The sequence below is a fragment of the Enorma timonensis genome (assembly GCF_000321165.1).
In the GTDB taxonomy this organism is placed as follows: domain Bacteria; phylum Actinomycetota; class Coriobacteriia; order Coriobacteriales; family Coriobacteriaceae; genus Enorma.
This window is the reverse complement of the sequence record NZ_CAPF01000056.1, coordinates 1-19511: the sequence shown is the minus strand read 5'-3', so window position 1 is coordinate 19511 and position 19511 is coordinate 1. Positions and strand designations below refer to the sequence as shown.

Sequence of the window (19511 nt, the reverse complement as noted above, 5' to 3'; positions counted from 1 at the left end):
GATATGCACGATTGAGACGACCGGAGGGTGCCTCTGGGGGTTGCCGCATACGAGGTTTGCGTCGCCCGGCCTTCCGAATCCTGGGGTTTCTCAGCTGCAATCCTGCCGCACGCGTCATCGGCGCGCCGCGGCGATACCTTTCCCGAGCCTGAATCGTGCATATCTGAATTCCACCACCACAATTCGGTCTCGCAATGAAAAAAATGGCTCGGCCACGCTCTTGAGTCATTGGGGACGGGTTCAATTGACTCAGTGAGTCAATTGAACCCGTCCCCAATGACTCACCTCGTGCGTTGCAGGACGGTTACGCAGGCAACCGACCGCGCGCAGCGTTTGTACGGAACGCTTTAGCATGCTAAAGTTGGGCGGAACATCATGAGCAAGGGCGCGCGGGCTCGCCGTGCGCCCTTTCAGGTTGCACCGACGCCGCGCATCCGCCGCGCCGCGCAGACGGGAGATTCGCATATGAAGACCATCGTCCTCGAACCCGGCGAGCGCCTCCAGCTCGCGCAGCTCATCCGCAAGGGCGTGCTGCCGGAGTCCGTCGTCGCCTCTGCCCGCGACATCGTGGCGGACGTGCGCGCCCGCGGCGACGAGGCGCTGCGGGACTACAGCAAGCGCTTCGACGGTGTCGAGCTCGGGTGCCTGCGCCTGCCGCAGGAGGTGCTCGACGGCGCGCTCGATGCGGTGGACGAGCCGTTCCGCGCGGCGCTCGAGAAGGCGGCGCGCCAGATCCGCGACTTCCACGCGCGCGAGCTCGAGCAGTCGTGGTTCACGACGCGCGCAGACGGCACGCTCCTCGGCGTGAAGGTGACGCCCGTCCGGGCGGCCGGCCTGTACATCCCTGGCGGCCGCGCCCAGTACCCCTCCACGGTCCTCATGAACGTCATCCCCGCGAAGGTCGCGGGTGTGGAGCGCATCGTCATGGTCACGCCGCCGCAGCGCGACGCGGCGGGGGCGACGGGCGGCATCTCGCCCTACACGCTCGCCGCGGCGGCCGTGGCCGGCGTGGACGAGATCTACACCGTGGGCGGTGCGCAGGCCATCGCCGCGCTCGCGTACGGCACGGAATCCATAGCGCCCGTCGACGTGATCACCGGTCCCGGCAACGCGTACGTGGCCGCCGCGAAGCAGCTCGTCTCGGGCGACGTGGGCATCGACATGATCGCCGGCCCCTCCGAGGTGTGCGTGCTCGCCGACGCCACGGCCGAGCCCGCCATCGTCGCCGCCGACCTCATGGCGCAGGCCGAGCACGACCCGCTCGCTGCCTGCTATCTCGTGACCTGCGACGCCGCCTTCGCACGGCGCGTGCAGGAGGCCATCGAGGCGCTCATCGTCCAGAGCCCGCGCGCCGACATCACGCGCGCCTCGCTCGACAACGAGGGCACCATCGTGGTGGCGGCCGACCTCGCCGCCGCCGTGGACGCGGTGAACACCATCGCGCCCGAGCACCTCGAGCTCCATTGCGCCGACGCCCTCGGCCTGCTCGGCTCCATCCGCAACGCGGGCGCTATCTTCGTGGGCGCGTGGAGCTCCGAGCCCCTCGGCGATTACGTCGCCGGCCCCAACCACACGCTCCCCACGGGCGGCACGGCGCGCTTCTCGAGCCCGCTGTCCGTCTCCGATTTCCAGAAGCGCTCCTCGGTCGTATGCTATACACCGGAGGGGCTGCTCGCCGACGCGCCCGCCACGCAGGAGCTCGCCGAGGGCGAGGGCTTGTGGGCGCATGCGCTCTCGGTGGGGCTGCGGCGCCGCCTGCTCGCTCAGGGGCCCGACGCCGTCGACACCGGCACGCTCGCCTCCGAGGATCTGACGGGCATCGCCTGGCCGGCCGACGACGCGTCCGTGATCGCTGCGGGCTGCGGCGCCGGCGCGCCGAACCAGGCGGTGCGAGGGGAGGAGCGATAGGATGATGATCGAGTTATCCGAGCGCATGCGCGCACTCGTGCAGCCGCACCTGGTGGACGCCGAGCCGTACGACCCGATGTTCTCGCCCACGCGCATCAACCTCTCGGCGAACGAGAACACCTACGGCATCCCGGCCGCGGTGCGCGCGCATATCGATGAGGCGCTCGCGCAGGCCACGCTCAACCGCTACCCGGACGCGATGTCGAACGAGCTGCGCGACGAGATCGCCGCCTGGCACGGGGTGCGGCGCGAGCAGGTCTGCGTGTGCAACGGCGGGGACGAGGGGATCTTCAACCTTCTGCTCGCCTTCGGCGGCGCCGGGCGCACGGTTCTCACCTGCCCGCCCGATTTCAGCGAGTACGCGCAGTTCGCGCAGCTGCTGCAGACCTCGGTCGCGACGGTGTTCCGCGACCCCGAGACCATGCTGCCCGACGGTCCCGCGCTCGTCGAGGCCGCGCGCGCGGCGAACCTCGCGATCGTGACCTCGCCCAACAACCCCACGGGCGACCTCATGCCGCTCGACCTCGTCGCCGCGCTCTGCGATGCCTGCCCCGGTCTCGTGATGGTGGACGAGGCGTACATGAAGTTCGCCGAACCCGGCGCCTCCGCGCTCGCGCTTCTGGACGAGCACCCGAACCTCGTGGTGCTCCGGACGTTCTCGAAGGCGTTCGGGGAAGCGGGCGTGCGCTGCGGCTACATCATCGCCGCGCCGGATGTCATCGACGTCTACGCCGCCGTGCGCCAGATCTACTCCGTGAACGTCCTCTCGCAGGCGGCCGCGCTCGTGGCACTGCGCGAGCGCGCGGCGTTCGACGAGGCCATCGCGACGATCAAGCGCGAGCGCGAGCGCGTCTACACGAGCATCGAGCAGCTGCTCGCCGGCACTGCAGCGGGCGCGCGCGTCTGGCCGAGCTCGGGCAACTTCCTGCTCGTGCGGCTGCCCGGCTGCGCGAGCCGCATCCGCACGCGGCTGCGCGACGAGTATTCCATCTTGGTGCGCGATTTCAGCGCGGCGCCCGGCCTCGCGGACTGCCTGCGCATCACCATCGGTACGCCCGCAGAGAACGACGAGGTGCTCGCCGCCCTCGGCGCGCTCGTGAAGGAGGAGCTCGCATGACCATCTACAAGAAGCAGCACCGCGACCTCGCCGCGACGTCGGCGGCCACGGCGACGGAGAGCGCCGCGCGCACGAGCGCCGGCCTGGACGACCTCTTCTCGGCGAGCACGCGCACGGCGACCGTCCAGCGCGTGACGGGCGAGACCGACATCACGCTCTCGCTCTCGCTCGACGGGCACGGTGCCTGTGACATCACGACCGGCGTGCCGTTCTTCGACCACATGCTCAACGCCTTCGCGCGCCACGGCCTCTTCGACCTCAAGGTCGAGGCGCTCGGCGACACCGAGGTCGACGCGCACCACACCGTCGAGGACACGGGCATCGTGCTGGGGCGGGCGTTCGCCCAGGCGCTCGGCGACAAGCAGCGCATCAAGCGGTTCGCCGACGTTGCCATCCCCATGGACGAGACGCTCGTCATGGCGGCGGTCGACATCTCCGGCCGCGGCCAGGCCTACTGCGACCTGCCGCTGCCCACCCCGCGCGTGGGCGACTTCGACACGGAGCTCGCGGTGGAGTTCTTCTACGCGTTCGCGCGCGATGCGGGCGTGACGCTGCATGTGCGCGAGCTCGCCGGCGAAAACTCGCACCACATCATCGAGGCGGCGTTCAAGGCCGTCGGCCGCGCGATGCGCTTCGCCAGCGAGCAGGATGCGCGCGTGCGCGGCGTGCCCTCCACCAAGGGCAGCCTGTAGGGGGTTGGTTGGGGACGTGTTCCAACCAACCCATCCCGGTCGCATGGTGCCGTGCACCTTCGCCGTACCGGACGGAAGATTTGAGAGGAGCCGCGCGTGGCGAGTATTCCGACGATAGCGGTCATCGACTACCACAAGGGGAACCTGTCGAGCGTCGCGCGCGGGCTTGCCCGGGCGGGTGCCGAGGCGCTCGTGACGGACGACCCCGCCGCCATCCGGCGGGCGGACGGCATCGTGCTCCCCGGCGTGGGTTCGTTCTTCGACGCCATCGACTTCATGCATGCAAGCGGCCAGGACGCGGCCGTCATCGAGGCGCTCGCCGGCGGGGAGGGGACGCCGTTCCTGGGCATCTGCCTGGGGCTCCAGCTCCTCTTCGAGCGCGGGGACGAGGGCGTGCCCGAAGACGCGCCCCTGGTGAGCGCGCCCGACGCCGCCGGTTCCGGCCTCGCGCCCGCCGCGGTGTTCGAAGCGGACGGCCGGCGCTGGGTGCGCGGCCTGGGCGTGCTGCCCGGGTCGTGCACGCTGCTGCCGTCCGTCCGGCTCAAGGTACCGCACGTGGGCTGGGACCAGGTGCACCTCGCGCCCGCGGGCCGCACGTGCCCGCTGCTCTCGGGGTTCGCCGAGGGGGCGAACCTTTACTTCACCCATTCCTATGCGCTCGACGGGGACGTTTCCGAGGACGACGTCGCGGCGCGCACCTTCTACGCGCGCGCGTTCGCCTCGGTGGTGTGGCGCGGCAACATCTTCGGTTGCCAGTTCCACCCCGAGAAATCCTCGGCGCACGGCCTCGAGATCCTGCGCAACTTCGTTCGCATCGTCACCGCGCGAAAGGAGGGGCGGGCATGATCCTCTTTCCCGCCATCGACCTCGTGGCGGGCAAGGTCGTGCGCTTGGAGCGCGGCGACCGCGCCCACATGAAGGTGTATTCGGATGATCCCGCGGCCCAGGCGCGCGCCTTCGCCGAGGCCGGCGCGACGTGGGTCCATGTGGTGGATCTCTCGGCGGCGCTCGAGGAGGACGAGGCGGCGCGCGCGGCGAACACCGAGGCCATCAGCGCCATCTGCTCCATCGAGGGCCTGTCCGTCGACATCGGCGGCGGCGTGCGCTCGCTCGCGCGCATCGACGAGCTCGCCGCGCTCGGCGCGAAGCGCATCGCGCTCGGCACCGTGCTCGTGCGCGAGCCGGGCTTCGCCGAGGTCGCCGCGCAGGCGTTCGGCGACCTGCTCGTAGCCGACGTCGCGGCGCGCGCGGGCGAGGTGCGCGTCAACGGCTGGCGCGAGGGCGCCGCGCGCTCGGTCGAGGACGTGGTGGGCGAGCTCGCCGGCCTCGGCTTCAAGCACCTCGTGTTCACCGACATCGCGCGCGACGGCATGCGCACGGGCATCGACGCGGAGGCGTACCGCCGGGTCGCGCGCATCGCCGGCTTCCCGGTGGTCGCGTCCGGCGGCATCTCCTCGCTCGACGATATCCGCGCGCTCGCGGCCCTCGGCGACGGCGTCATCGAGGGCGCCATCACCGGGCGCGCCCTCTACGAGGGCGTCTTCACGGTGGGCGAGGCGCTCGACGCCGCCCGGGAAGGGGGTGCCGCATGCTGACCAAGCGCGTGATACCCTGCCTCGATGTGAAGGACGGGCGCGTCGTGAAGGGTGTGAACTTCGTGGCCCTGCGCGACGCGGGCGACCCCGTGGAGCTCGCCGCGGCCTATGACCGCGCGGGCGCGGACGAGGTCGTCTTCCTCGACATCACCGCGACGAGCGATGACCGCGCCACGACGATCGACATGGCTGCGCGCGCCGCGGGCGAGCTCTCCATACCCTATACCGTGGGCGGCGGCTTCCGCGACCTCGCGGGGATGCGGCAGATGGTCGCGGCGGGGGCGGACAAGGTCTCGCTTAACTCCGCGGCCGTGCGCGACCCCTCGCTCATCTCGCAGGCGGCGCGCGCGTTCGGCAGCCAGGCAGTGATCTGCGCGATCGACGCGAAGCGCGTGGGTGTGCCCGGCGCCCCCGGGGCAGATCGCTGGGAGGTCTACGTCGCCGGCGGCCGCACGCCCACGGGGATCGACGCCGTCGCGTGGGCCGAGGAGGCGGCGCGGCGCGGCGCGGGCGAGATCTTGCTCACGAGCATGGACCGCGACGGCACGAAGGAGGGCTTCGACCTCGCGCTCACCCGAGCCGTGGCGCGCGCGGTGCCCATCCCGGTCATCGCGTCGGGCGGCGTGGGCACGCTCGAGCATTTCGCCGAGGGCATCATCGAGGGCGAGGCCGATGCGGTGCTCGCGGCGAGCGTGTTCCATTTCGGCACGTTCTCCATCCGCGAGGTGAAGGAGTACATGGCGGCGCAGGGCATCCCCGTCCGCCTCGACTTCACGTGATCATTCGGTGCCAGTGATAATTTGGTGTCAGTCACCTTTTTATCACCGGCGGAGACGGCGCGCCGCGCCCCGATCCAGATGGGCGAGAGATGAGCGATAGGGGAGAATCGATGCAGGTAGACAGCTTGAAGTTCGATGCGCACGGGCTCATCCCGTGCGTGGTGCAGCAGTGGGACACCGGCGAGGTGCTCATGGTCGCGTGGATGAACGCCGAATCGCTCGCGCTCACGCTCGAGACGGGCACGACCTGGTTCTGGAGCCGCAGCCGCCGTGAGCTGTGGAACAAGGGCGCCACGAGCGGGAACATGCAGCAGGTGCGCGAGCTCTGGGCGGACTGCGACGGCGACACGCTGCTCGTGAAGGTGGACTCCCCCGGCCCGGCGTGCCACACGGGAGCGCGTAGCTGTTTCTTCAATCGGCTGGACTAGGGGAGGGGCATATGGGCGAGAGAACCGCGAACGTGCACGACGGGGACATCGGCGCGACGATTACCGGGCTCGCGGCGGTCATCCACGATAGGCGCACGGCGTCGCCGGAGGAGAGCTACACGGCGCGCCTGCTCACCGGCAAGGAGGACAGCCTGCTCAAGAAGGTCGTGGAGGAGGCGTGCGAGGTGGTCATGGCGGCGAAGGACCACGACCACGACCATATCCGCTACGAGGCGGGCGACCTCGTCTACCACCTGCTCGTGGTGCTCGAGCGCTACGGCATCACCCTCGAGGAGCTCGCGGGCGAGCTCGACGCGCGCCGGCACTGAGCGCGGCGCCTGGCGTGGTGCCGTGCGCCGGCAGCCCTGGCGCCCTCAGCGGTGAGACCGCGTGACGAGACCCCCGCGCCCAGGCTCTACGCGAGCTCGATCGTCTCCCAGCTGCCGTCCGCGTGCGGCATGTCCACGCTGCGGTACCCGGCGGCGTAGGCGTGCGCGACGGCATCCTCGAACCCCCAGCAGACATCCTCCGCCCGGTGCGCGTCCGACCCCATGGCGAGGGGCACGCCCGCCCGCGCGAAGCGCTCGAGCAGGCCTTGGGCGGGGTAGTAGTCGCCGATGCCCTTGCGGAGCGCCGCCGTCGAGAGCTCGACGCGCCGTCCCGTATCGCGTGCGCAGGTGACCATCTCATCCCAGAGCGGCGCGAGGTCGATCGTCGGCGCCCAGCCCTCCTTCGAGAAACGCATCGCGAGGTCGGGGTGGGCCATCACGTCGAAAGCGAGCGGGCTCTCGCAGGCGCGGCACCAGGTGCGCGCGTAGCGCCGCCAGACCTCGTCCGGGCCGAGCTCGCGCCAGACATGCATGTCGTCGGGGTCGTCGATCGCCCCGCAGCCGCTGCCCGGCGCACTCGCCGCCGCGGCGACATCCTCCCAGCCCTGGCCGTCCGCGCGCCGCCGCGCTGCGCCCGCCGCGATGTCGCCGGGGTCGCCGATCCAATGCACGCTCCCGAGCCGCACCACCGCGCCGGCGCTCCACTGCTCCACGAAGGGCTCGCAGCCCTCGTACCAGTCGCATTCGAAGCCGTAGACGAGCTCCAGCCCCGGGGCGATCTCGTGCGCGAGCTCGCGCGCGGCCTCGAACGCACGCCGGTGCGCGGGCAGGTCGGCCTCGGCTACCGGGCAGGCGCTCGTGGGATCCATGCTCGCCGGCAGGGTGAGGTGGTCGGTCGAGACGAGCACACGGCACCCCTTCGCGGCAGCCGCGCGGACATTCTCCGCGAACGTCGACGCGCCGTCGGAGAACCGCGTGTGCGTATGGCAATCGAAGGGCTTGATGTGCAAGGCGGCCATGGTTCCTCCCTCGGCGTGGTAATCTCATACCGACTGCTAGCGTACCACGCCAGAGGAGGAACCATGGCCGCATCCGAGCCCGTCCTGTTCATCGAGTACCCGCCCTGCTCCACCTGCAAGAAGGCGAAGCGCTGGCTCGACGACCACGGTATCGCGTACACGGACCGCCATATCGTCGAGGACAACCCCACGGCAGATGAGATCGCGGACTGGCAGGCGCGCTCCGGCCTGCCGCTCCGCCGCTTCTTCAACACGAGCGGCATGAAGTACCGCGAGCTCGGCGTGAAGGCCATGCTCGATGCGGGCATGGCGGAGGACGACGCCCGCGCGCTGCTCGCCACGGACGGCATGCTCGTGAAGCGCCCCATCGTCGTCGCGGGCGACACCGTGCTCGTGGGGTTCAAAGAGGCTGCATGGGAGGCGGCGCTCCTCTAGGCGCTCCTGCCCACGCGCGGGGTGCACGCATGATAAAAACCAGCCTGTCTGGGTTTTATCATGTTTCGCCGCGCGGCGTGCCTACGCGGCCGCGAGCAGCTCGTTCATCTGCTGCGCCTGGAAGAAGATGACGCTGATGACCGCTGCCGCGAAGATGAGCGCGATGACGCTGAGCACGATGCCCGCGATCGCCATCCAGCGGTACGGGGCATGGCGGCGGAGCGCCAGGACGCCGTAGACGATGCTCGCGAAGAGCATGATCGCCCCGGCGATCCAGAGGAGGTAGTAGCCGATCAGCGCGCCGACGACGCAGAGCACGAGGCAGGCGATGGGCAGCGCGGCGCCCGTGCCGCGGGGCTCGCCGCCAGTCTCGTCTTCGAAGTCGTCGCGCTGGGTATCGAGTTCATCATGCGTGCTCATGGGAGCTCCTTGGAAGGTCGTGCCCGCCGCCGCGCGGCGAGCCGTTGGTTGGTACCAGATTATAGGCGAGCTGCTACCATAGGATGCCGTAAGCGAGGAGGGAACACCATGGATGCATCAGATCTGGAAGCGCTCGCGCGCGCGGTGGCGGCGGGCGAGCTGTCCGCCCATGAGCTCGCCGAGCGCGTGCGGCTCGATGCCGTGGCCGACGTCGGCTACGCCCAGGTCGATGTGGCCCGCGGCCTGCGTACGGGCGTGTCCGAGGTCGTCTACGGCGAGGGCAAGCGCCCCGAGGAGATCGCCGGGATCGTCCGGGCGATGCGCGCCTCCGGGCAGGAGCGCATCCTGGTAACGCGCCTCGACGCCGAGAAGCACCGCGCGCTCGAGGCGCTCGGCTGTGCGCTGGCCTATCATGCCGAGGCGCGCGCCGCCGTGGCGGGCGAGCTGCCCGAGCCCGACGGCAACGGCGAGATCCTCATCATCACCGCCGGCACGAGCGACGGTGCGGTCGCGGCCGAGGCGGAGCTCACGGCGCGCTTTCTGGGCAACCGCGTGCGCTGCGTGCGCGACGCCGGCGTGGCCGGGATCCATCGGCTCCTGCGCCATGCGGACGAGATCGCACGCGCCCAGGTGATCGTGGCCATCGCGGGCATGGAGGGGGCGCTGCCGAGCGTCGTCGCCGGGCTCGCCGCCTGCCCGGTCATCGCCGTGCCCACGAGCGTGGGGTACGGGGCGAACCTCGGCGGCCTCACGGCGCTTCTCGCGATGGTGAACAGCTGCGCGAGCGGGGTCTCGGTCGTGAACATCGACAACGGCTTCGGCGCGGCGTACCAGGCATCGCTCATCAACCATCTGCCGGGGAAGGCGTCCTGATCGCGCGATCGCGTCGGCCGGCGCGACCTGCGGGCTTCGTTCGAGGGGGAATTATGGGAAAGACCTTGTATTTGGATTGCACCTGCGGCATCAGCGGAGACATGATGGTCGCCGCCCTGCTCGACCTCGGTGCACGCGAGGATGTGATGCGCGCGGCGCTCGCGAGCCTGCCGCTCGACGGCTACGAGGTGCGCATCGGCCGCGTCGCGAAGGCGGGGCTCGATTGCTGCGATTTCGACGTGGTGCTGGCGCCGGGGCTCGAGAACCACGACCACGATATGGGCTACCTGCACGGGCACGGTCATGAGGACGCTGCGGTGCACGGGCATGAGCATGGTCATGAGCACGACCACGGGGCAGGCCACGATCACCATCACGATCACGGCGCTGGCCAGGGCCACCATCACGACCCTGGTGCCGGCCACGATCATCCCCACGACCACCAACGTGACCACACGCATAGCCACGCCCATCCTCACGTCCATCGCGGGCCGGCCGATCTCGACGCGATCATCGACGCGGGCGCCCTCACGCCCCGCGCCCGCGACCTCGCGCACCGCATGGTCGACATCCTCGCCCACGCCGAGGCGAAGGCCCATGGCGTCGCCCTTGATGAGGTGCATTTCCACGAGGTCGGCGCCGTCGACTCCATCGTCGACATCGTCGCCGTGGCCGTCGCCCTCGACGACCTCGACATCGACCGCGCCATCGTCCCGGTGCTCGTGGACGGGCGCGGCACCATCCGCTGCCAGCACGGCATCATTCCCGTGCCGGTGCCCGCGACGCTCAACATCGCGGAGCGGCATGGCCTGCCGCTCTCCATCTGCGAGGTGGAGGGCGAGCTCGTGACGCCGACCGGAGCCGCGATCGTCGCCGCCCTCGGTGCCGAGCCCGAGCTGCCCGCGCGCTTCCGCGTCCGCGCTGTCGGCCTCGGCGCGGGCAAGCGCGCCTACGAGCGTCCGAGCATCCTGCGCGCCCTCATCATCGAGGAGCTGCCAGATGACGGGCGCGTTCCCGCCGCGCCCTGCGAGCCGACGGTCGATGCCGCCGCGCACGGCGCGGTCGTCCGCCTCGAGTGCGATATCGATGACGCCTCGGGGGAGGTGCTCGCCTATGCTGCGGATCGGCTGCGCGAGGCCGGCGCGCGCGAGGTGCACTGGGTACCCGTGTTCACCAAGAAGGGGCGACCGGCCTGGCAGCTGCAGGTCATCGCCCTGCCGGATGACGTCGAGTGCCTCGAGGGCATCATCTTTGCCGAGACGACGACGATCGGTATCCGTCGTTGGCCGTGCGACCGCTCGGTGCTCGAGCGCAGGGAGGTGTCCGTCCAAACCCCTTGGGGCGCGGCGCGCGTGAAGGAGGTCACCCTCCCGGATGGTTCGCGCCGCACGGCGCCCGAGTACGAGGACGCCGCTGCCATCGCCCGCCGCACCGGTCTGCCGCTCCAAGCCGTCATGGAGGCGGTGCGCGCCCAACTGCCCGTGCGGTAATCGCGCGCCGCGGGCAAAATCGCTCCGCCTTTCCCAAAAAATGGTGGCGAAGTTCAGATATGCACGATTCGTTCGCGCCTGAGAGCCTTCGAAGGTGCCGTATCAAGCTGTTCGGAGTGCGCATCTTCTCAAACAAGCAACGAAAGCCCAGGATTCACGTGCGAGCCACGCGGGCAAGCGGGGCGCATGACTAAGGCAATCGTGCATATCTGAATTTGGCCACCACGTTTTCATCTCAGAGAGCAAAAAACGACGCGCGGCGCGCCCCGCGCCCGCTCTGGCATAATCGAACCAGAGGCGACGCGCGCCCGAATCGGCGCAGAAAGGGCATCATCATGAAGATCATCATCGCATCCGATATCCACGGCTCCGCGTATTGGGCGGAGCTCCTCGTCCGCGCGATCGACGCCGAGCAGCCCGACCGCATCGTGCTCCTCGGCGACCTGCTGTACCACGGCCCGCGCAACGACCTGCCCCGTGACTACGATCCCAAGCGCGTCATCCCGCTGCTGAACGGCCTTGCCCAGGAGGGTGCGCTCATCGCCGTGCGCGGCAACTGCGAGGCCGAGGTGGACCAGATGGTACTCGACTTCCCCTGCATGGGCGATTACGCGCAGCTCGTGGACGATGCGGGGCGCACGCTCTTCTTCACGCACGGGCACATCTTCGGCGCGGGCTTCCAGAACAGCGTCGACAACCTGCCCGCCCTGCCCGCGGATTCCGCTCTCGTGTACGGCCACACGCATGTGAAGGTGAACGAGCCCGTGCCCGCGCGTCCCGACATCTGGGCGTTCAACCCCGGCAGCGTGGGCATCCCCAAGGACGGCTCCCACAGCTTCGGCATCTACGAGAGCGGCAAGCCCCTTGCCGAGGCGTTCCGCCACGTCGTGCTCGAGGAGGCGTAAGCCATGTCGGAAACCGAAGCGCCCCAGCGCCGCGACCGCTCGACGCGCGCCGATGCCCGCGACGCCTTCGACGCGCTTACCGAGACCATCTGGCGGCTGCGCCAGCCGGACGGCTGCCCGTGGGACCGCGAGCAGACGCATGCCTCCATCGCGAAGAACATGGTCGAGGAGGCCTACGAAGCGGTCGATTGCATCGAGGAGGAAGACGACGTGCACCTGTGCGAGGAGCTGGGGGACGTGCTCATGCAGGTCATGCTCCACGCGCAGATCGCGGCGGACGAGGGCGCCTTCACCATCGATGACGTGGTGCGCGGCCTCGATGAGAAGCTCGTGCGCCGGCATCCGCACGTGTTCGGCGAGCATGCCGGTGCCCAGGACGCCGATGAGGTGCTCGGCATCTGGGACGAGATGAAGCTTGCCGAGAAGGCGCAGGGGGATGCCGAGGCGGCTGCAGCGGGCGCGGCGCGTCCGAAGGGGCTCCTCGACGGCGTGCCCCGCGCGTTGCCCGCGCTCATGCAGGCGCAGAAGGTCTCGCGCAAGGCCGCTGCCGTGGGCTTCGAGTGGGAGACGGTCGAGGATGTGTGGGCGCAGGTGGCGTCCGAGCGCGCCGAGTTCGAGCGCGAGGAGCCGGGCAGCGCGGAGCGCGAGATGGAGTTCGGTGACATGCTGTTCGCGCTCGTGAACGTCGCGCGGCGCGAGGGCATCGACGCCGAGAGCGCCCTGCGCGCGAGCACCATGAAGTTCCGCGCGCGGTGGGAGGCGGTCGAGGAGCTCGCCTACGAGCGCGGCACCACGGTCGAGGCGCTTTCCACCGAGGAACTCAACCGCCTCTGGGACGAGGTCAAAGCCGCCGAGTGATAATCTGGTGTCAGACACCTTTTTATCACCGGTGCCTGGGTGGGGCGTGTGGCGCGTTTGGCAAGCCGCCACCTCCGATTCTCCATCTTCCCCGTGTTACGGCCGGGGCGAAATGGGCATACTCCTTTGAGTTAGCAACGGCTAACCGGCGCGCGGGCCGCAGGCGGGCATTCCGCCGCGCCCGCATGCTGTGGCCGCCAACATTCGAATGGGAGGAGTCCCCATGAGTGAGATCATCGATGTCTACGGTCGCGAGGTGCTCGATTCACGCGGTAACCCTACGGTCGAGGTGGAGGTGACGCTCGACGACGGCGCGTTCGGCCGTGCCATGGTGCCGTCCGGCGCCTCGACGGGCGCGTTCGAAGCGGTCGAGCTCCGCGACGGCGACGCCCAGCGCTACCAGGGCAAGGGCGTGAAGCACGCCGTGGACCACGTGAACAAGGAGTGCGCGGAGGCGGTCATCGGCATGGACGCCTGCGACCAGCGCGCGCTCGACGCCGCGCTCATCGCGGTGGACGGCACGTCCGATAAGGGCAGCCTCGGCGCGAACGCCATCCTGGGCGTGTCGCTCGCCACGGCGCGTGCGGCGGCGCAGTCCTCCGGCCTCGAGCTCTACAGCTACCTGGGCGGCGTCAACGCCCATGTCCTGCCCGTGCCCATGATGAACATCCTGAACGGCGGCGTGCACGCCGACAACAACGTCGACTTCCAGGAGTTCATGATTATGCCGGTGGGCGCGCCCACCTTCGCCGAGGCGCTGCGCTGGTGCGCCGAGGTCTACCACACCCTCAAGTCCCTGCTCAAGGAGGACGGCCATAGCACGGGCGTGGGCGACGAGGGCGGCTTCGCGCCGGACCTGGCGACGAACGAGGAGCCGCTGCGCTACATCATGCGCGCCGTCGAGGCCGCCGGCTATACGCCGGGAAGCGATTTCATGATCGCGATGGATCCCGCCACCACGGAGCTCTACGATGCCGCGCGCGGCGTGTACGCGCTCAAGGGCGAGGGTCGCGAGCTCACGACCGACGAGATGATCGATTACTGGGAGAAGCTCGTCGACACCTACCCCATCATCTCCATCGAGGACGGCCTCGCCGAGGAGGACTGGGACGGCTGGGTGAAGCTCACGGAGCGCCTGGGCGACCGCGTGCAGCTCGTGGGCGACGACCTCTTCGTCACGAACACCGAGCGCCTGAAGAAGGGCATCGAGTTGGGCGCCGCGAACGCCATCCTCGTCAAGGTGAACCAGATTGGGTCGCTCACCGAGGCGCTCGAGGCCATCGAGCTGGCGAAGCGCTCCGGGTACGCGTGCATCGTGAGCCATCGCTCGGGCGAGACGGAGGACGCGACCATCGCGGACATCGCCGTGGCGACGAACGCCGGCCAGATCAAGGCGGGCGCGCCCTGCCGTTCCGACCGCGTGGCGAAGTACAACCAGCTGCTACGCATCGAGGACGAACTCTACACCTCGGCCGAATACGCCGGCTGGAAGGCGTTCAACGTCAAGCGGTAGCGTGAGGTACCGGGCACGCGCGGGCGTACGATGTTCGCGTGTGCCCGGAAATTCTGCGAAGGCAGCTCGCGGCCGTGGTGTACCCTTATGGTATCGCGCAAACACACCTCAACCGTACAAGGCGCATCATGGCAAGCGAACGCAACAACCGACCCTCCGCCTCCCGCCCGCGGGAGGGTGGCGACCGCTCCTCGCGGCGGGCCTCCGAGCGTGCCGCGGCGACGGGTACCCGGGGCGCTGCCCGCGGCAGCGAGCGCGCGGGCAGCGGGGCGACCCGCCGGGGAAGCCACCGAACCTCGGGCTTCATGCGTTATGCGGCGGATAACCGCGCCGTGCAGGCGGTCTACCAGTTCACGACCGGACCTGCGCGCTACGCGTTCTACGGGCTCATCGCCCTCGCGGTCGCGATCAGCGTCTACTTCCCGGTGCGCGACCTCTACGCGGCGTACCGAACGGGCGACATCCTCGAGCGCCAGCTCGAGGTGAGAAACGACTACAACAAGGGGCTCGAGGACGATGTCGACCACCTGCTCTCCACCGAGGGCATCGAGGACATCGCCCGCGAGGACCTGGGGCTCGTCTTGCCCGGGGAGCACGCGGTCACCGTGACGGGCATCGACCCCGAGGACACCGACGAAGAGGATGCGACGGGCACGTCGTCCGAGGTCGAGCAGGCCGAGCAAGCGGCGGCGGAAGACGCGCCCTGGTACATCAAGCTGCTCGACGCCGTGTTCTTCTACCAGGGCGTCGAGGGGCAGACGGTCGCGTCCACGGGCGAGTGACGACGGATACGGAGGGATCCATGGCTGACCAGCAGGGGATGGACGATTGCGTGCGCATCGCCGCCGTCGATCTGGGGACGGTCTCGTCGCGGCTGGCGCTCGCGCGCGTGCGCGACGGCCGCATCGTCGAGCTGACCAAGCATTCGATCATCACCGACATGGGCAGGGGCGTGGATGCGTCCGGCGCGTTCGACGCGGCGGCCATCGAGCGCGTCGAGGCGGCGTGCGCGCAGTTCGCCGAGGAGGCGCGGGCGTTCGGCGCCGCGGCGACGTGCGTCACCCTCACGAGCGCGGCGCGCGACGCGTCGAACGCGGACGAGCTCCTGGACAGGCTCGCAGCCCTCGGTTTCATCCCGCAGGTCATCCCCGGCGAGGTCGAGGCGCGCCTCACGTTCTACGGCGTCGCGCACGACTTCCCCGGTGAGCGCATCGCGGTCGCCGACCCCGGCGGCGGCTCGACCGAGATCGTCGTGGGCTCCTATCTTCCGGATGCCGCGGCGCTCGAGCTCGAGCGCGTGCACTCCTTCAACATCGGCTGCCGGCGCCTCACCGACCGCTTCTTCACCGCCGATCCCCCGGAAGCGTCCGAGCTCGACGCCGCTGCGCGCTGGGCATACGACCAGTTCGCGACCTATTGGTCGGGGCTGGGCGAGCTTCCCGCGCGCCTCATCTCGGTGGGCGGCACGGTGACCACGCTCGTCGCGCTGGAGCACGAGCTCGTGCCATATGATTCGGATTTCGTGCATCTGCGCGAGCTCACGCTCGATGCGGTCGAGCGCCAGCTCGGGCGCATGCAGGGGCTCACCGTCGCGCAGATCATGCAGCTCAAGGGCATGCAGGCGAAGCGCGCGCCCATGATGCTCGCGGGGAGCGTCATCATTCGCGAGCTCATGCGCTCCGGCGGCTACCGCGCGCTCACGGTGAGCGAGAGCAGCCTACTCGCGGGCGTTGTGGCGACGGTGGATGAGACGCTGCGTGGCACGACCCCCGTGGTGGGCTGGACGCCCGCGCTTGCATGATAAAATCCAGACAGGCTGGTTTTTATCATTTCTAAGGTGTGGTAGGGGCGGTGGGACTCGAACCCACAATCCCGAAGGCGAGAGATTTTAAGTCTCCTGCGTATGCCAATTCCGCCACGCCCCCATGGCTGCATAGTCTAGCAGAAGATGCCCGCGCTCCATTGCACGGCGCCGTGCAGACGGCGGAATCGCCGCACCCCGCGTCGCGCCACCGCCGCGCGCCCGCATGGTATGCTTGCCGTGCGCTGCGGGACTACGTACCCGCGCGGACATCCCATTGCACGGGGGAGAGGAGCAGCTCCATGAAGAAGATCGTGTTGGCCTGCGGCTCGGGCATCGCCACCTCGACGGCGGTCGCGCGCAAGGTCACGGCCCTGCTCGACGAGCGTGGTTTTGCGGGCGACTATGAGATCGTGCAGTGCGCCATCTCGGAGGCGGCCGATGCGTGCGCGGACGCCGATGTGCTCGTGGCGACGACGGTCGCGCCGAGCGGTCTTGTCTGCCCGTACGTGAGCGGCGTCCCGTTCCTCACCGGGGTGGGCCGCGATGCGGCGGAGCGATCCCTGCTCGAGGCACTCGCGGACTAGGCGCGCCGAGTGCGTGCCAGCTCCGCACCCCGGCCGTCATGGCCTCATACGCAGCCCCGGCTACTTGCGCCGGCAGCTTTTTTCCCGAGGGGGCTTGCGCGGGCGTGCCCGCTAGGGTAAGATGAACCGCGCTTCGGCAAGTGCCGAACTCCATGCGGGCGTGGCGGAATTGGCAGACGCGTATGGTTCAGGTCCATATGGGGGCAACCCCGTGAAGGTTCAAGTCCTTTCGCCCGCACCATAGAATCGTGAAGGCTCCGGTCTCGGAGCCTTTTTCATATCGATGCCCCTAAGCGAAAGCGCACCGAAGGGGCATCCTGTTCACGAGCGAGCGAAAGGTGCCCGAATGTCCTGTCTCTACCTGTTCATCATCCTGCTCATCGCGTCGGCGATCATCTCGGTCATCCTGTCCTTCCTGGGCGTGCTCTTCGTCGGCGCGCTCAAGCTCATCCCCATCGTGCTCGTCATCCTCGTGGTGCTCGTGCTCTTGGGGAAGGTGAAGATCTCGATCGTACGCAACGATGACGACCAGGATCACCGCTGGCTCAGCTAGGGCCCGGCGGCGTCTCGCCCACCGAGGGAGCCCCGGCGCTCCGCGTGCCCTGCGCCCCGCACCCCGCGCCGGTTCGATAAAACGCCCCCGACCCCGTGCGATTTTGTGGTACGATAGCACGGCTTGATAGTCGCATCGCGTCGCGCAGACAGCTGCCCGAGTGGCGGAATTGGCAGACGCACCAGACTCAAAATCTGGCGCTGGCAACAGCGTGCGAGTTCGACCCTCGCCTCGGGCACCATCTTTCATGGCGATGTCGTGGAGCGGCCGCGTTCGTGCTATCATGCAACCCGCATTGCGTCGCGATGCCCAAAGCGGGGCACCCGCCCCCACCTTTCGGCGCCTTGAGCAGCTGTCTGGTCACAACAGAAGACGTGTCGGCATATCGCCGTACCTTCGCTCTGTGAGCCCGGTCGCTGTCTTGGCACCGGGCTCTTATCTTTTTAAGGAGGAACCGAAAATAGCTAAGCACGATGACACGCGCATCAACGACGAGATCACCGCGACTCGGTGCCGCCTGATCGGAGTCGATGGCTCGCAGCTGGGTCTCTTCGGCATCCGTGATGCGCAGCGCGTCGCTGACGAGCAGGGTCTCGACCTCGTCGAGATCGCCCCGAACGCCGATCCTCCGGTCTGCCGCGTCATGGACTACGGCAAGTTCAAGTACCAGCAGGCCATGAAGGCGAAGCAGGCGCGCAAGAACCAGTCCCGCGTCGAGGTCAAGGAGATGAAGTTCCGTCCGAAGATCGACGTGGGCGACTACGAGACCAAGAAGGGCCACGTGCTGCGCTTCCTCAAGAAGGGCGCGCGCGTGAAGGTCACGATCATGTTCCGTGGCCGCGAGATGGCCCACCCCGAGCAGGGTCTCAACGTGCTCGAGCGCCTCGCGGAGGACCTGAAGCCCTACGCCACGGTCGAGTCGCAGCCCAAGCTCGAGGGTCGCAACATGTTGATGCTCCTCGCTCCCATCAAGGGCGCTTTCGATGAGAAGCCCGAGAAGAGCGATAGCAAAGAGAACTAGTTTCTATCAGGCACGCGATAAGGAGAGATCATGCCTAAGATGAAGTCGCACAGCGGCACCAAGAAGCGCTTCCGCACCACCGGTACCGGCAAGCTCATGCGCGCGAAGGCATTCAAGAGCCACATCCTCACCAAGAAGACCACGAAGCGCAAGCGCAACTTCCGCCAGGAGGGCGAGGTTTCCAGCGCCGACCGCAAGACCGTCATCTCGCGTCTCGCGTAACGTCGAATACCCACCCATCGAGTCACGAATCTCTAGGAGTTGATCTGATATGGCACGTGTGAAGCGCGCTCTCAACGCCCGTAAGCACCATCGCACCATCCTGAAGCAGGCCAAGGGCTACTACGGCGCTGCCTCCCGCACCTACAAGCACGCCAAGGAGCAGGTGCAGCACTCGCTCCAGTACCAGTACCGCGATCGCCGCGTCAAGAAGCGCGAGATCCGCAGCCTCTGGATCCAGCGCATCAACGCCGCCGCCCGCATGAACGACATCTCCTACTCGCAGTTCATGCACGGCCTCAAGGTCGCCGGCATCGAGCTCGACCGCAAGGTGCTCGCGCAGATGGCCTACGAGGACATCGAGAGCTTCAACGAGCTCGCCGCGATCGCCAAGAAGGCGCTCGAGGCCTAAGTTCCTCGCGAACAACCTGAATGAAGAAGGCGCTGGGAGACCGGCGCCTTTTTGTATGTCGCGCGCCTGGGATACCGGCGCGCGTTCGTATATGGGAGTAGGCGTGTTCTATCCCACATATATAGGAGCGTTCACGCTCGGGAGCGAAGCATCAATAGAGAGAATTGAACCTAGGCGATGGGCAGAAGCGGCTATAAAGGGCCCTGGCGACGATCGCGTATCTATAGATGAGGTACGTATCTATATAGAAGGCTATATGAAAGATGATTGCCGAAGAGCGTCGCCCGTTCGCGTGGGCGGAGAGAGCCATGAGAAAAAAGATTTGAGCAATTTGGAGCGTCAAAGCGTGGGGTTTTGCACGGAGTACATGACGGACTGGAAGAAGCGCGTGCAAGCTGATCTTGAACGAACATGGCTTATACGCTGGGAAAACATCGGTTATACTATGCAGGGGAGCATCTCCGAGCACTCCAGGGATACTGTTGAATTGTGTAGGAGATGTGTAGCCGGGCATCCCCGCTTGCGCCCGCCGGGATTTCTGGCATTATATCTCCTTA

At 68.3% G+C, this 19511-nt stretch carries 24 protein-coding genes and 3 tRNA genes; 24 read left to right on the top strand and 3 right to left on the bottom strand.

Annotation, left to right across the window (positions count from 1 at the left end; genetic code table 11):
• Window positions 1-465 precede the first annotated feature (465 nt).
• The 8 genes from hisD to hisE all read left to right on the top strand — a co-directional run bounded on the left by hisD (window position 466) and on the right by hisE (window position 6848).
• Window positions 466-1908: a histidinol dehydrogenase gene (gene hisD / locus BN423_RS06655; RefSeq protein WP_019246987.1), complete on the top strand. Its 1443-nt coding sequence runs from the start codon at window positions 466-468 to the stop codon at window positions 1906-1908.
• A gap of 1 nt (window position 1909) precedes the next feature.
• Complete coding sequence (gene hisC / locus BN423_RS06650) at window positions 1910-3025, top strand: histidinol-phosphate transaminase (protein WP_019239478.1); 1116 nt, start codon at window positions 1910-1912, stop codon at window positions 3023-3025.
• Entirely contained in the window at window positions 3022-3717 is a 696-nt protein-coding gene (gene hisB, locus BN423_RS06645) for an imidazoleglycerol-phosphate dehydratase HisB (protein WP_019239477.1), read from the top strand. Before hisC ends, hisB begins: the two co-directional genes overlap by 4 nt.
• Window positions 3718-3813: 96 nt before the next feature.
• A complete protein-coding gene (locus BN423_RS06640; protein ID WP_019239476.1) occupies window positions 3814-4563 on the top strand; it encodes a glutamine amidotransferase-related protein in 750 nt (249 codons plus the stop codon).
• On the top strand, window positions 4560-5312 hold the full coding sequence (locus BN423_RS06635; RefSeq protein ID WP_019239475.1) for a 1-(5-phosphoribosyl)-5-[(5-phosphoribosylamino)methylideneamino]imidazole-4-carboxamide isomerase: 753 nt from the start codon (window positions 4560-4562) through the stop codon (window positions 5310-5312). The genes BN423_RS06640 and BN423_RS06635 overlap by 4 nt, the downstream gene beginning before the upstream one ends.
• Window positions 5306-6091, top strand: coding sequence for an imidazole glycerol phosphate synthase subunit HisF (gene hisF / locus BN423_RS06630; protein WP_019239474.1), 786 nt, complete (start codon window positions 5306-5308; stop codon window positions 6089-6091). Before BN423_RS06635 ends, hisF begins: the two co-directional genes overlap by 7 nt.
• A gap of 110 nt (window positions 6092-6201) precedes the next feature.
• Window positions 6202-6519 (top strand): phosphoribosyl-AMP cyclohydrolase, encoded by a 318-nt coding sequence (gene hisI / locus BN423_RS06625; RefSeq protein ID WP_019239473.1) that lies wholly within the window; start codon window positions 6202-6204, stop codon window positions 6517-6519.
• An 11-nt stretch (window positions 6520-6530) separates the two neighbouring features.
• Window positions 6531-6848 carry a phosphoribosyl-ATP diphosphatase gene (gene hisE, locus BN423_RS06620; RefSeq protein WP_019239472.1) on the top strand — a complete coding sequence of 106 codons (318 nt, stop codon included), beginning with the start codon at window positions 6531-6533 and terminating at the stop codon, window positions 6846-6848.
• Window positions 6849-6934: 86 nt separating this feature from the next.
• On the opposite strand, the gene BN423_RS06615 is transcribed toward hisE, so the two are convergent.
• The gene (locus BN423_RS06615; protein ID WP_019239471.1) at window positions 6935-7867 is read right to left on the bottom strand and encodes a PHP domain-containing protein; all 933 of its coding nucleotides are present in this window, start codon (window positions 7865-7867) and stop codon (window positions 6935-6937) included.
• 63 nt (window positions 7868-7930) lie between these two features.
• On the opposite strand from BN423_RS06615, the gene BN423_RS06610 reads away from it, so the two are divergent.
• Complete coding sequence (locus tag BN423_RS06610) at window positions 7931-8302, top strand: arsenate reductase family protein (RefSeq protein WP_019239470.1); 372 nt, start codon at window positions 7931-7933, stop codon at window positions 8300-8302.
• Window positions 8303-8383: 81 nt separating this feature from the next.
• Here BN423_RS06610 and BN423_RS06605 read toward each other — a convergent pair whose 3' ends face one another.
• Window positions 8384-8722: a hypothetical protein gene (locus BN423_RS06605; RefSeq protein WP_019239469.1), complete on the bottom strand. Its 339-nt coding sequence runs from the start codon at window positions 8720-8722 to the stop codon at window positions 8384-8386.
• Window positions 8723-8830: 108 nt separating this feature from the next.
• Between BN423_RS06605 and larB the strand changes: the two genes are divergently transcribed.
• The 7 genes from larB (at window position 8831) to BN423_RS06570 (ending at window position 16162) form a co-directional block, all read left to right on the top strand.
• On the top strand, window positions 8831-9595 hold the full coding sequence (larB, locus tag BN423_RS06600; RefSeq protein ID WP_019239468.1) for a nickel pincer cofactor biosynthesis protein LarB: 765 nt from the start codon (window positions 8831-8833) through the stop codon (window positions 9593-9595).
• Between the two features lie 53 nt (window positions 9596-9648).
• The gene (gene larC / locus BN423_RS06595) at window positions 9649-11085 is read left to right on the top strand and encodes a nickel pincer cofactor biosynthesis protein LarC (protein WP_019239467.1); all 1437 of its coding nucleotides are present in this window, start codon (window positions 9649-9651) and stop codon (window positions 11083-11085) included.
• A 335-nt stretch (window positions 11086-11420) separates the two neighbouring features.
• Complete coding sequence (gene yfcE / locus BN423_RS06590; RefSeq protein ID WP_019239466.1) at window positions 11421-11990, top strand: phosphodiesterase; 570 nt, start codon at window positions 11421-11423, stop codon at window positions 11988-11990.
• A gap of 3 nt (window positions 11991-11993) precedes the next feature.
• On the top strand, window positions 11994-12848 hold the full coding sequence (gene mazG / locus BN423_RS06585) for a nucleoside triphosphate pyrophosphohydrolase (protein WP_019239465.1): 855 nt from the start codon (window positions 11994-11996) through the stop codon (window positions 12846-12848).
• A gap of 223 nt (window positions 12849-13071) precedes the next feature.
• The gene (eno, locus tag BN423_RS06580; RefSeq protein WP_019239464.1) at window positions 13072-14361 is read left to right on the top strand and encodes a phosphopyruvate hydratase; all 1290 of its coding nucleotides are present in this window, start codon (window positions 13072-13074) and stop codon (window positions 14359-14361) included.
• Between the two features lie 128 nt (window positions 14362-14489).
• The gene (locus tag BN423_RS06575; RefSeq protein WP_232385524.1) at window positions 14490-15143 is read left to right on the top strand and encodes a septum formation initiator family protein; all 654 of its coding nucleotides are present in this window, start codon (window positions 14490-14492) and stop codon (window positions 15141-15143) included.
• A 20-nt stretch (window positions 15144-15163) separates the two neighbouring features.
• A complete protein-coding gene (locus tag BN423_RS06570) occupies window positions 15164-16162 on the top strand; it encodes a Ppx/GppA phosphatase family protein (RefSeq protein ID WP_019239462.1) in 999 nt (332 codons plus the stop codon).
• 39 nt (window positions 16163-16201) lie between these two features.
• Here BN423_RS06570 and BN423_RS06565 read toward each other — a convergent pair.
• Window positions 16202-16286: transfer RNA gene (locus BN423_RS06565), tRNA-Leu, on the bottom strand.
• Between the two features lie 178 nt (window positions 16287-16464).
• Between BN423_RS06565 and BN423_RS06560 the strand changes: the two genes are divergently transcribed.
• The 8 genes from BN423_RS06560 to BN423_RS11795 all read left to right on the top strand — a co-directional run.
• Window positions 16465-16749 (top strand): PTS sugar transporter subunit IIB, encoded by a 285-nt coding sequence (locus BN423_RS06560; RefSeq protein WP_019239461.1) that lies wholly within the window; start codon window positions 16465-16467, stop codon window positions 16747-16749.
• A 154-nt stretch (window positions 16750-16903) separates the two neighbouring features.
• Window positions 16904-16990 (top strand) — tRNA-Leu (locus BN423_RS06555).
• A gap of 105 nt (window positions 16991-17095) precedes the next feature.
• Window positions 17096-17302, top strand: a complete 207-nt coding sequence (locus BN423_RS06550; protein WP_019239460.1) for a hypothetical protein — start codon at window positions 17096-17098, stop codon at window positions 17300-17302.
• A gap of 154 nt (window positions 17303-17456) precedes the next feature.
• Window positions 17457-17543: transfer RNA gene (locus BN423_RS06545), tRNA-Leu, on the top strand.
• A gap of 180 nt (window positions 17544-17723) precedes the next feature.
• A complete protein-coding gene (gene infC / locus BN423_RS06540; protein ID WP_157196236.1) occupies window positions 17724-18323 on the top strand; it encodes a translation initiation factor IF-3 in 600 nt (199 codons plus the stop codon).
• A 30-nt stretch (window positions 18324-18353) separates the two neighbouring features.
• Window positions 18354-18545: a 50S ribosomal protein L35 gene (gene rpmI, locus BN423_RS06535; RefSeq protein ID WP_019239458.1), complete on the top strand. Its 192-nt coding sequence runs from the start codon at window positions 18354-18356 to the stop codon at window positions 18543-18545.
• Window positions 18546-18594: 49 nt separating this feature from the next.
• Window positions 18595-18954: a 50S ribosomal protein L20 gene (rplT, locus tag BN423_RS06530; protein ID WP_019239457.1), complete on the top strand. Its 360-nt coding sequence runs from the start codon at window positions 18595-18597 to the stop codon at window positions 18952-18954.
• A 103-nt stretch (window positions 18955-19057) separates the two neighbouring features.
• On the top strand, window positions 19058-19511 hold a 454-nt coding region (locus BN423_RS11795), incomplete at its 3' end, for a hypothetical protein (protein WP_222859239.1).

Excerpts from the sequence above, each read along its gene's own strand:
- hisD (WP_019246987.1), top strand. The coding sequence starts at position 466 with ATGAAGACCATCGTCCTCGAACCCGGCGAGCGCCTCCAGCTCGCGCAG.
- hisC (WP_019239478.1), top strand. The coding sequence starts at position 1,910 with ATGATGATCGAGTTATCCGAGCGCATGCGCGCACTCGTGCAGCCGCAC.
- hisB (WP_019239477.1), top strand. The coding sequence starts at position 3,022 with ATGACCATCTACAAGAAGCAGCACCGCGACCTCGCCGCGACGTCGGCG.
- BN423_RS06635 (WP_019239475.1), top strand. The coding sequence starts at position 4,560 with ATGATCCTCTTTCCCGCCATCGACCTCGTGGCGGGCAAGGTCGTGCGC.
- hisF (WP_019239474.1), top strand. The coding sequence starts at position 5,306 with ATGCTGACCAAGCGCGTGATACCCTGCCTCGATGTGAAGGACGGGCGC.
- hisI (WP_019239473.1), top strand. The coding sequence starts at position 6,202 with ATGCAGGTAGACAGCTTGAAGTTCGATGCGCACGGGCTCATCCCGTGC.
- hisE (WP_019239472.1), top strand. The coding sequence starts at position 6,531 with ATGGGCGAGAGAACCGCGAACGTGCACGACGGGGACATCGGCGCGACG.
- BN423_RS06615 (WP_019239471.1), bottom strand. The coding sequence starts at position 7,867 with ATGGCCGCCTTGCACATCAAGCCCTTCGATTGCCATACGCACACGCGG.
- BN423_RS06610 (WP_019239470.1), top strand. The coding sequence starts at position 7,931 with ATGGCCGCATCCGAGCCCGTCCTGTTCATCGAGTACCCGCCCTGCTCC.
- BN423_RS06605 (WP_019239469.1), bottom strand. The coding sequence starts at position 8,722 with ATGAGCACGCATGATGAACTCGATACCCAGCGCGACGACTTCGAAGAC.
- larB (WP_019239468.1), top strand. The coding sequence starts at position 8,831 with ATGGATGCATCAGATCTGGAAGCGCTCGCGCGCGCGGTGGCGGCGGGC.
- larC (WP_019239467.1), top strand. The coding sequence starts at position 9,649 with ATGGGAAAGACCTTGTATTTGGATTGCACCTGCGGCATCAGCGGAGAC.
- yfcE (WP_019239466.1), top strand. The coding sequence starts at position 11,421 with ATGAAGATCATCATCGCATCCGATATCCACGGCTCCGCGTATTGGGCG.
- mazG (WP_019239465.1), top strand. The coding sequence starts at position 11,994 with ATGTCGGAAACCGAAGCGCCCCAGCGCCGCGACCGCTCGACGCGCGCC.
- eno (WP_019239464.1), top strand. The coding sequence starts at position 13,072 with ATGAGTGAGATCATCGATGTCTACGGTCGCGAGGTGCTCGATTCACGC.
- BN423_RS06575 (WP_232385524.1), top strand. The coding sequence starts at position 14,490 with ATGGCAAGCGAACGCAACAACCGACCCTCCGCCTCCCGCCCGCGGGAG.
- BN423_RS06570 (WP_019239462.1), top strand. The coding sequence starts at position 15,164 with ATGGCTGACCAGCAGGGGATGGACGATTGCGTGCGCATCGCCGCCGTC.
- BN423_RS06560 (WP_019239461.1), top strand. The coding sequence starts at position 16,465 with ATGAAGAAGATCGTGTTGGCCTGCGGCTCGGGCATCGCCACCTCGACG.
- BN423_RS06550 (WP_019239460.1), top strand. The coding sequence starts at position 17,096 with ATGTCCTGTCTCTACCTGTTCATCATCCTGCTCATCGCGTCGGCGATC.
- rpmI (WP_019239458.1), top strand. The coding sequence starts at position 18,354 with ATGCCTAAGATGAAGTCGCACAGCGGCACCAAGAAGCGCTTCCGCACC.
- rplT (WP_019239457.1), top strand. The coding sequence starts at position 18,595 with ATGGCACGTGTGAAGCGCGCTCTCAACGCCCGTAAGCACCATCGCACC.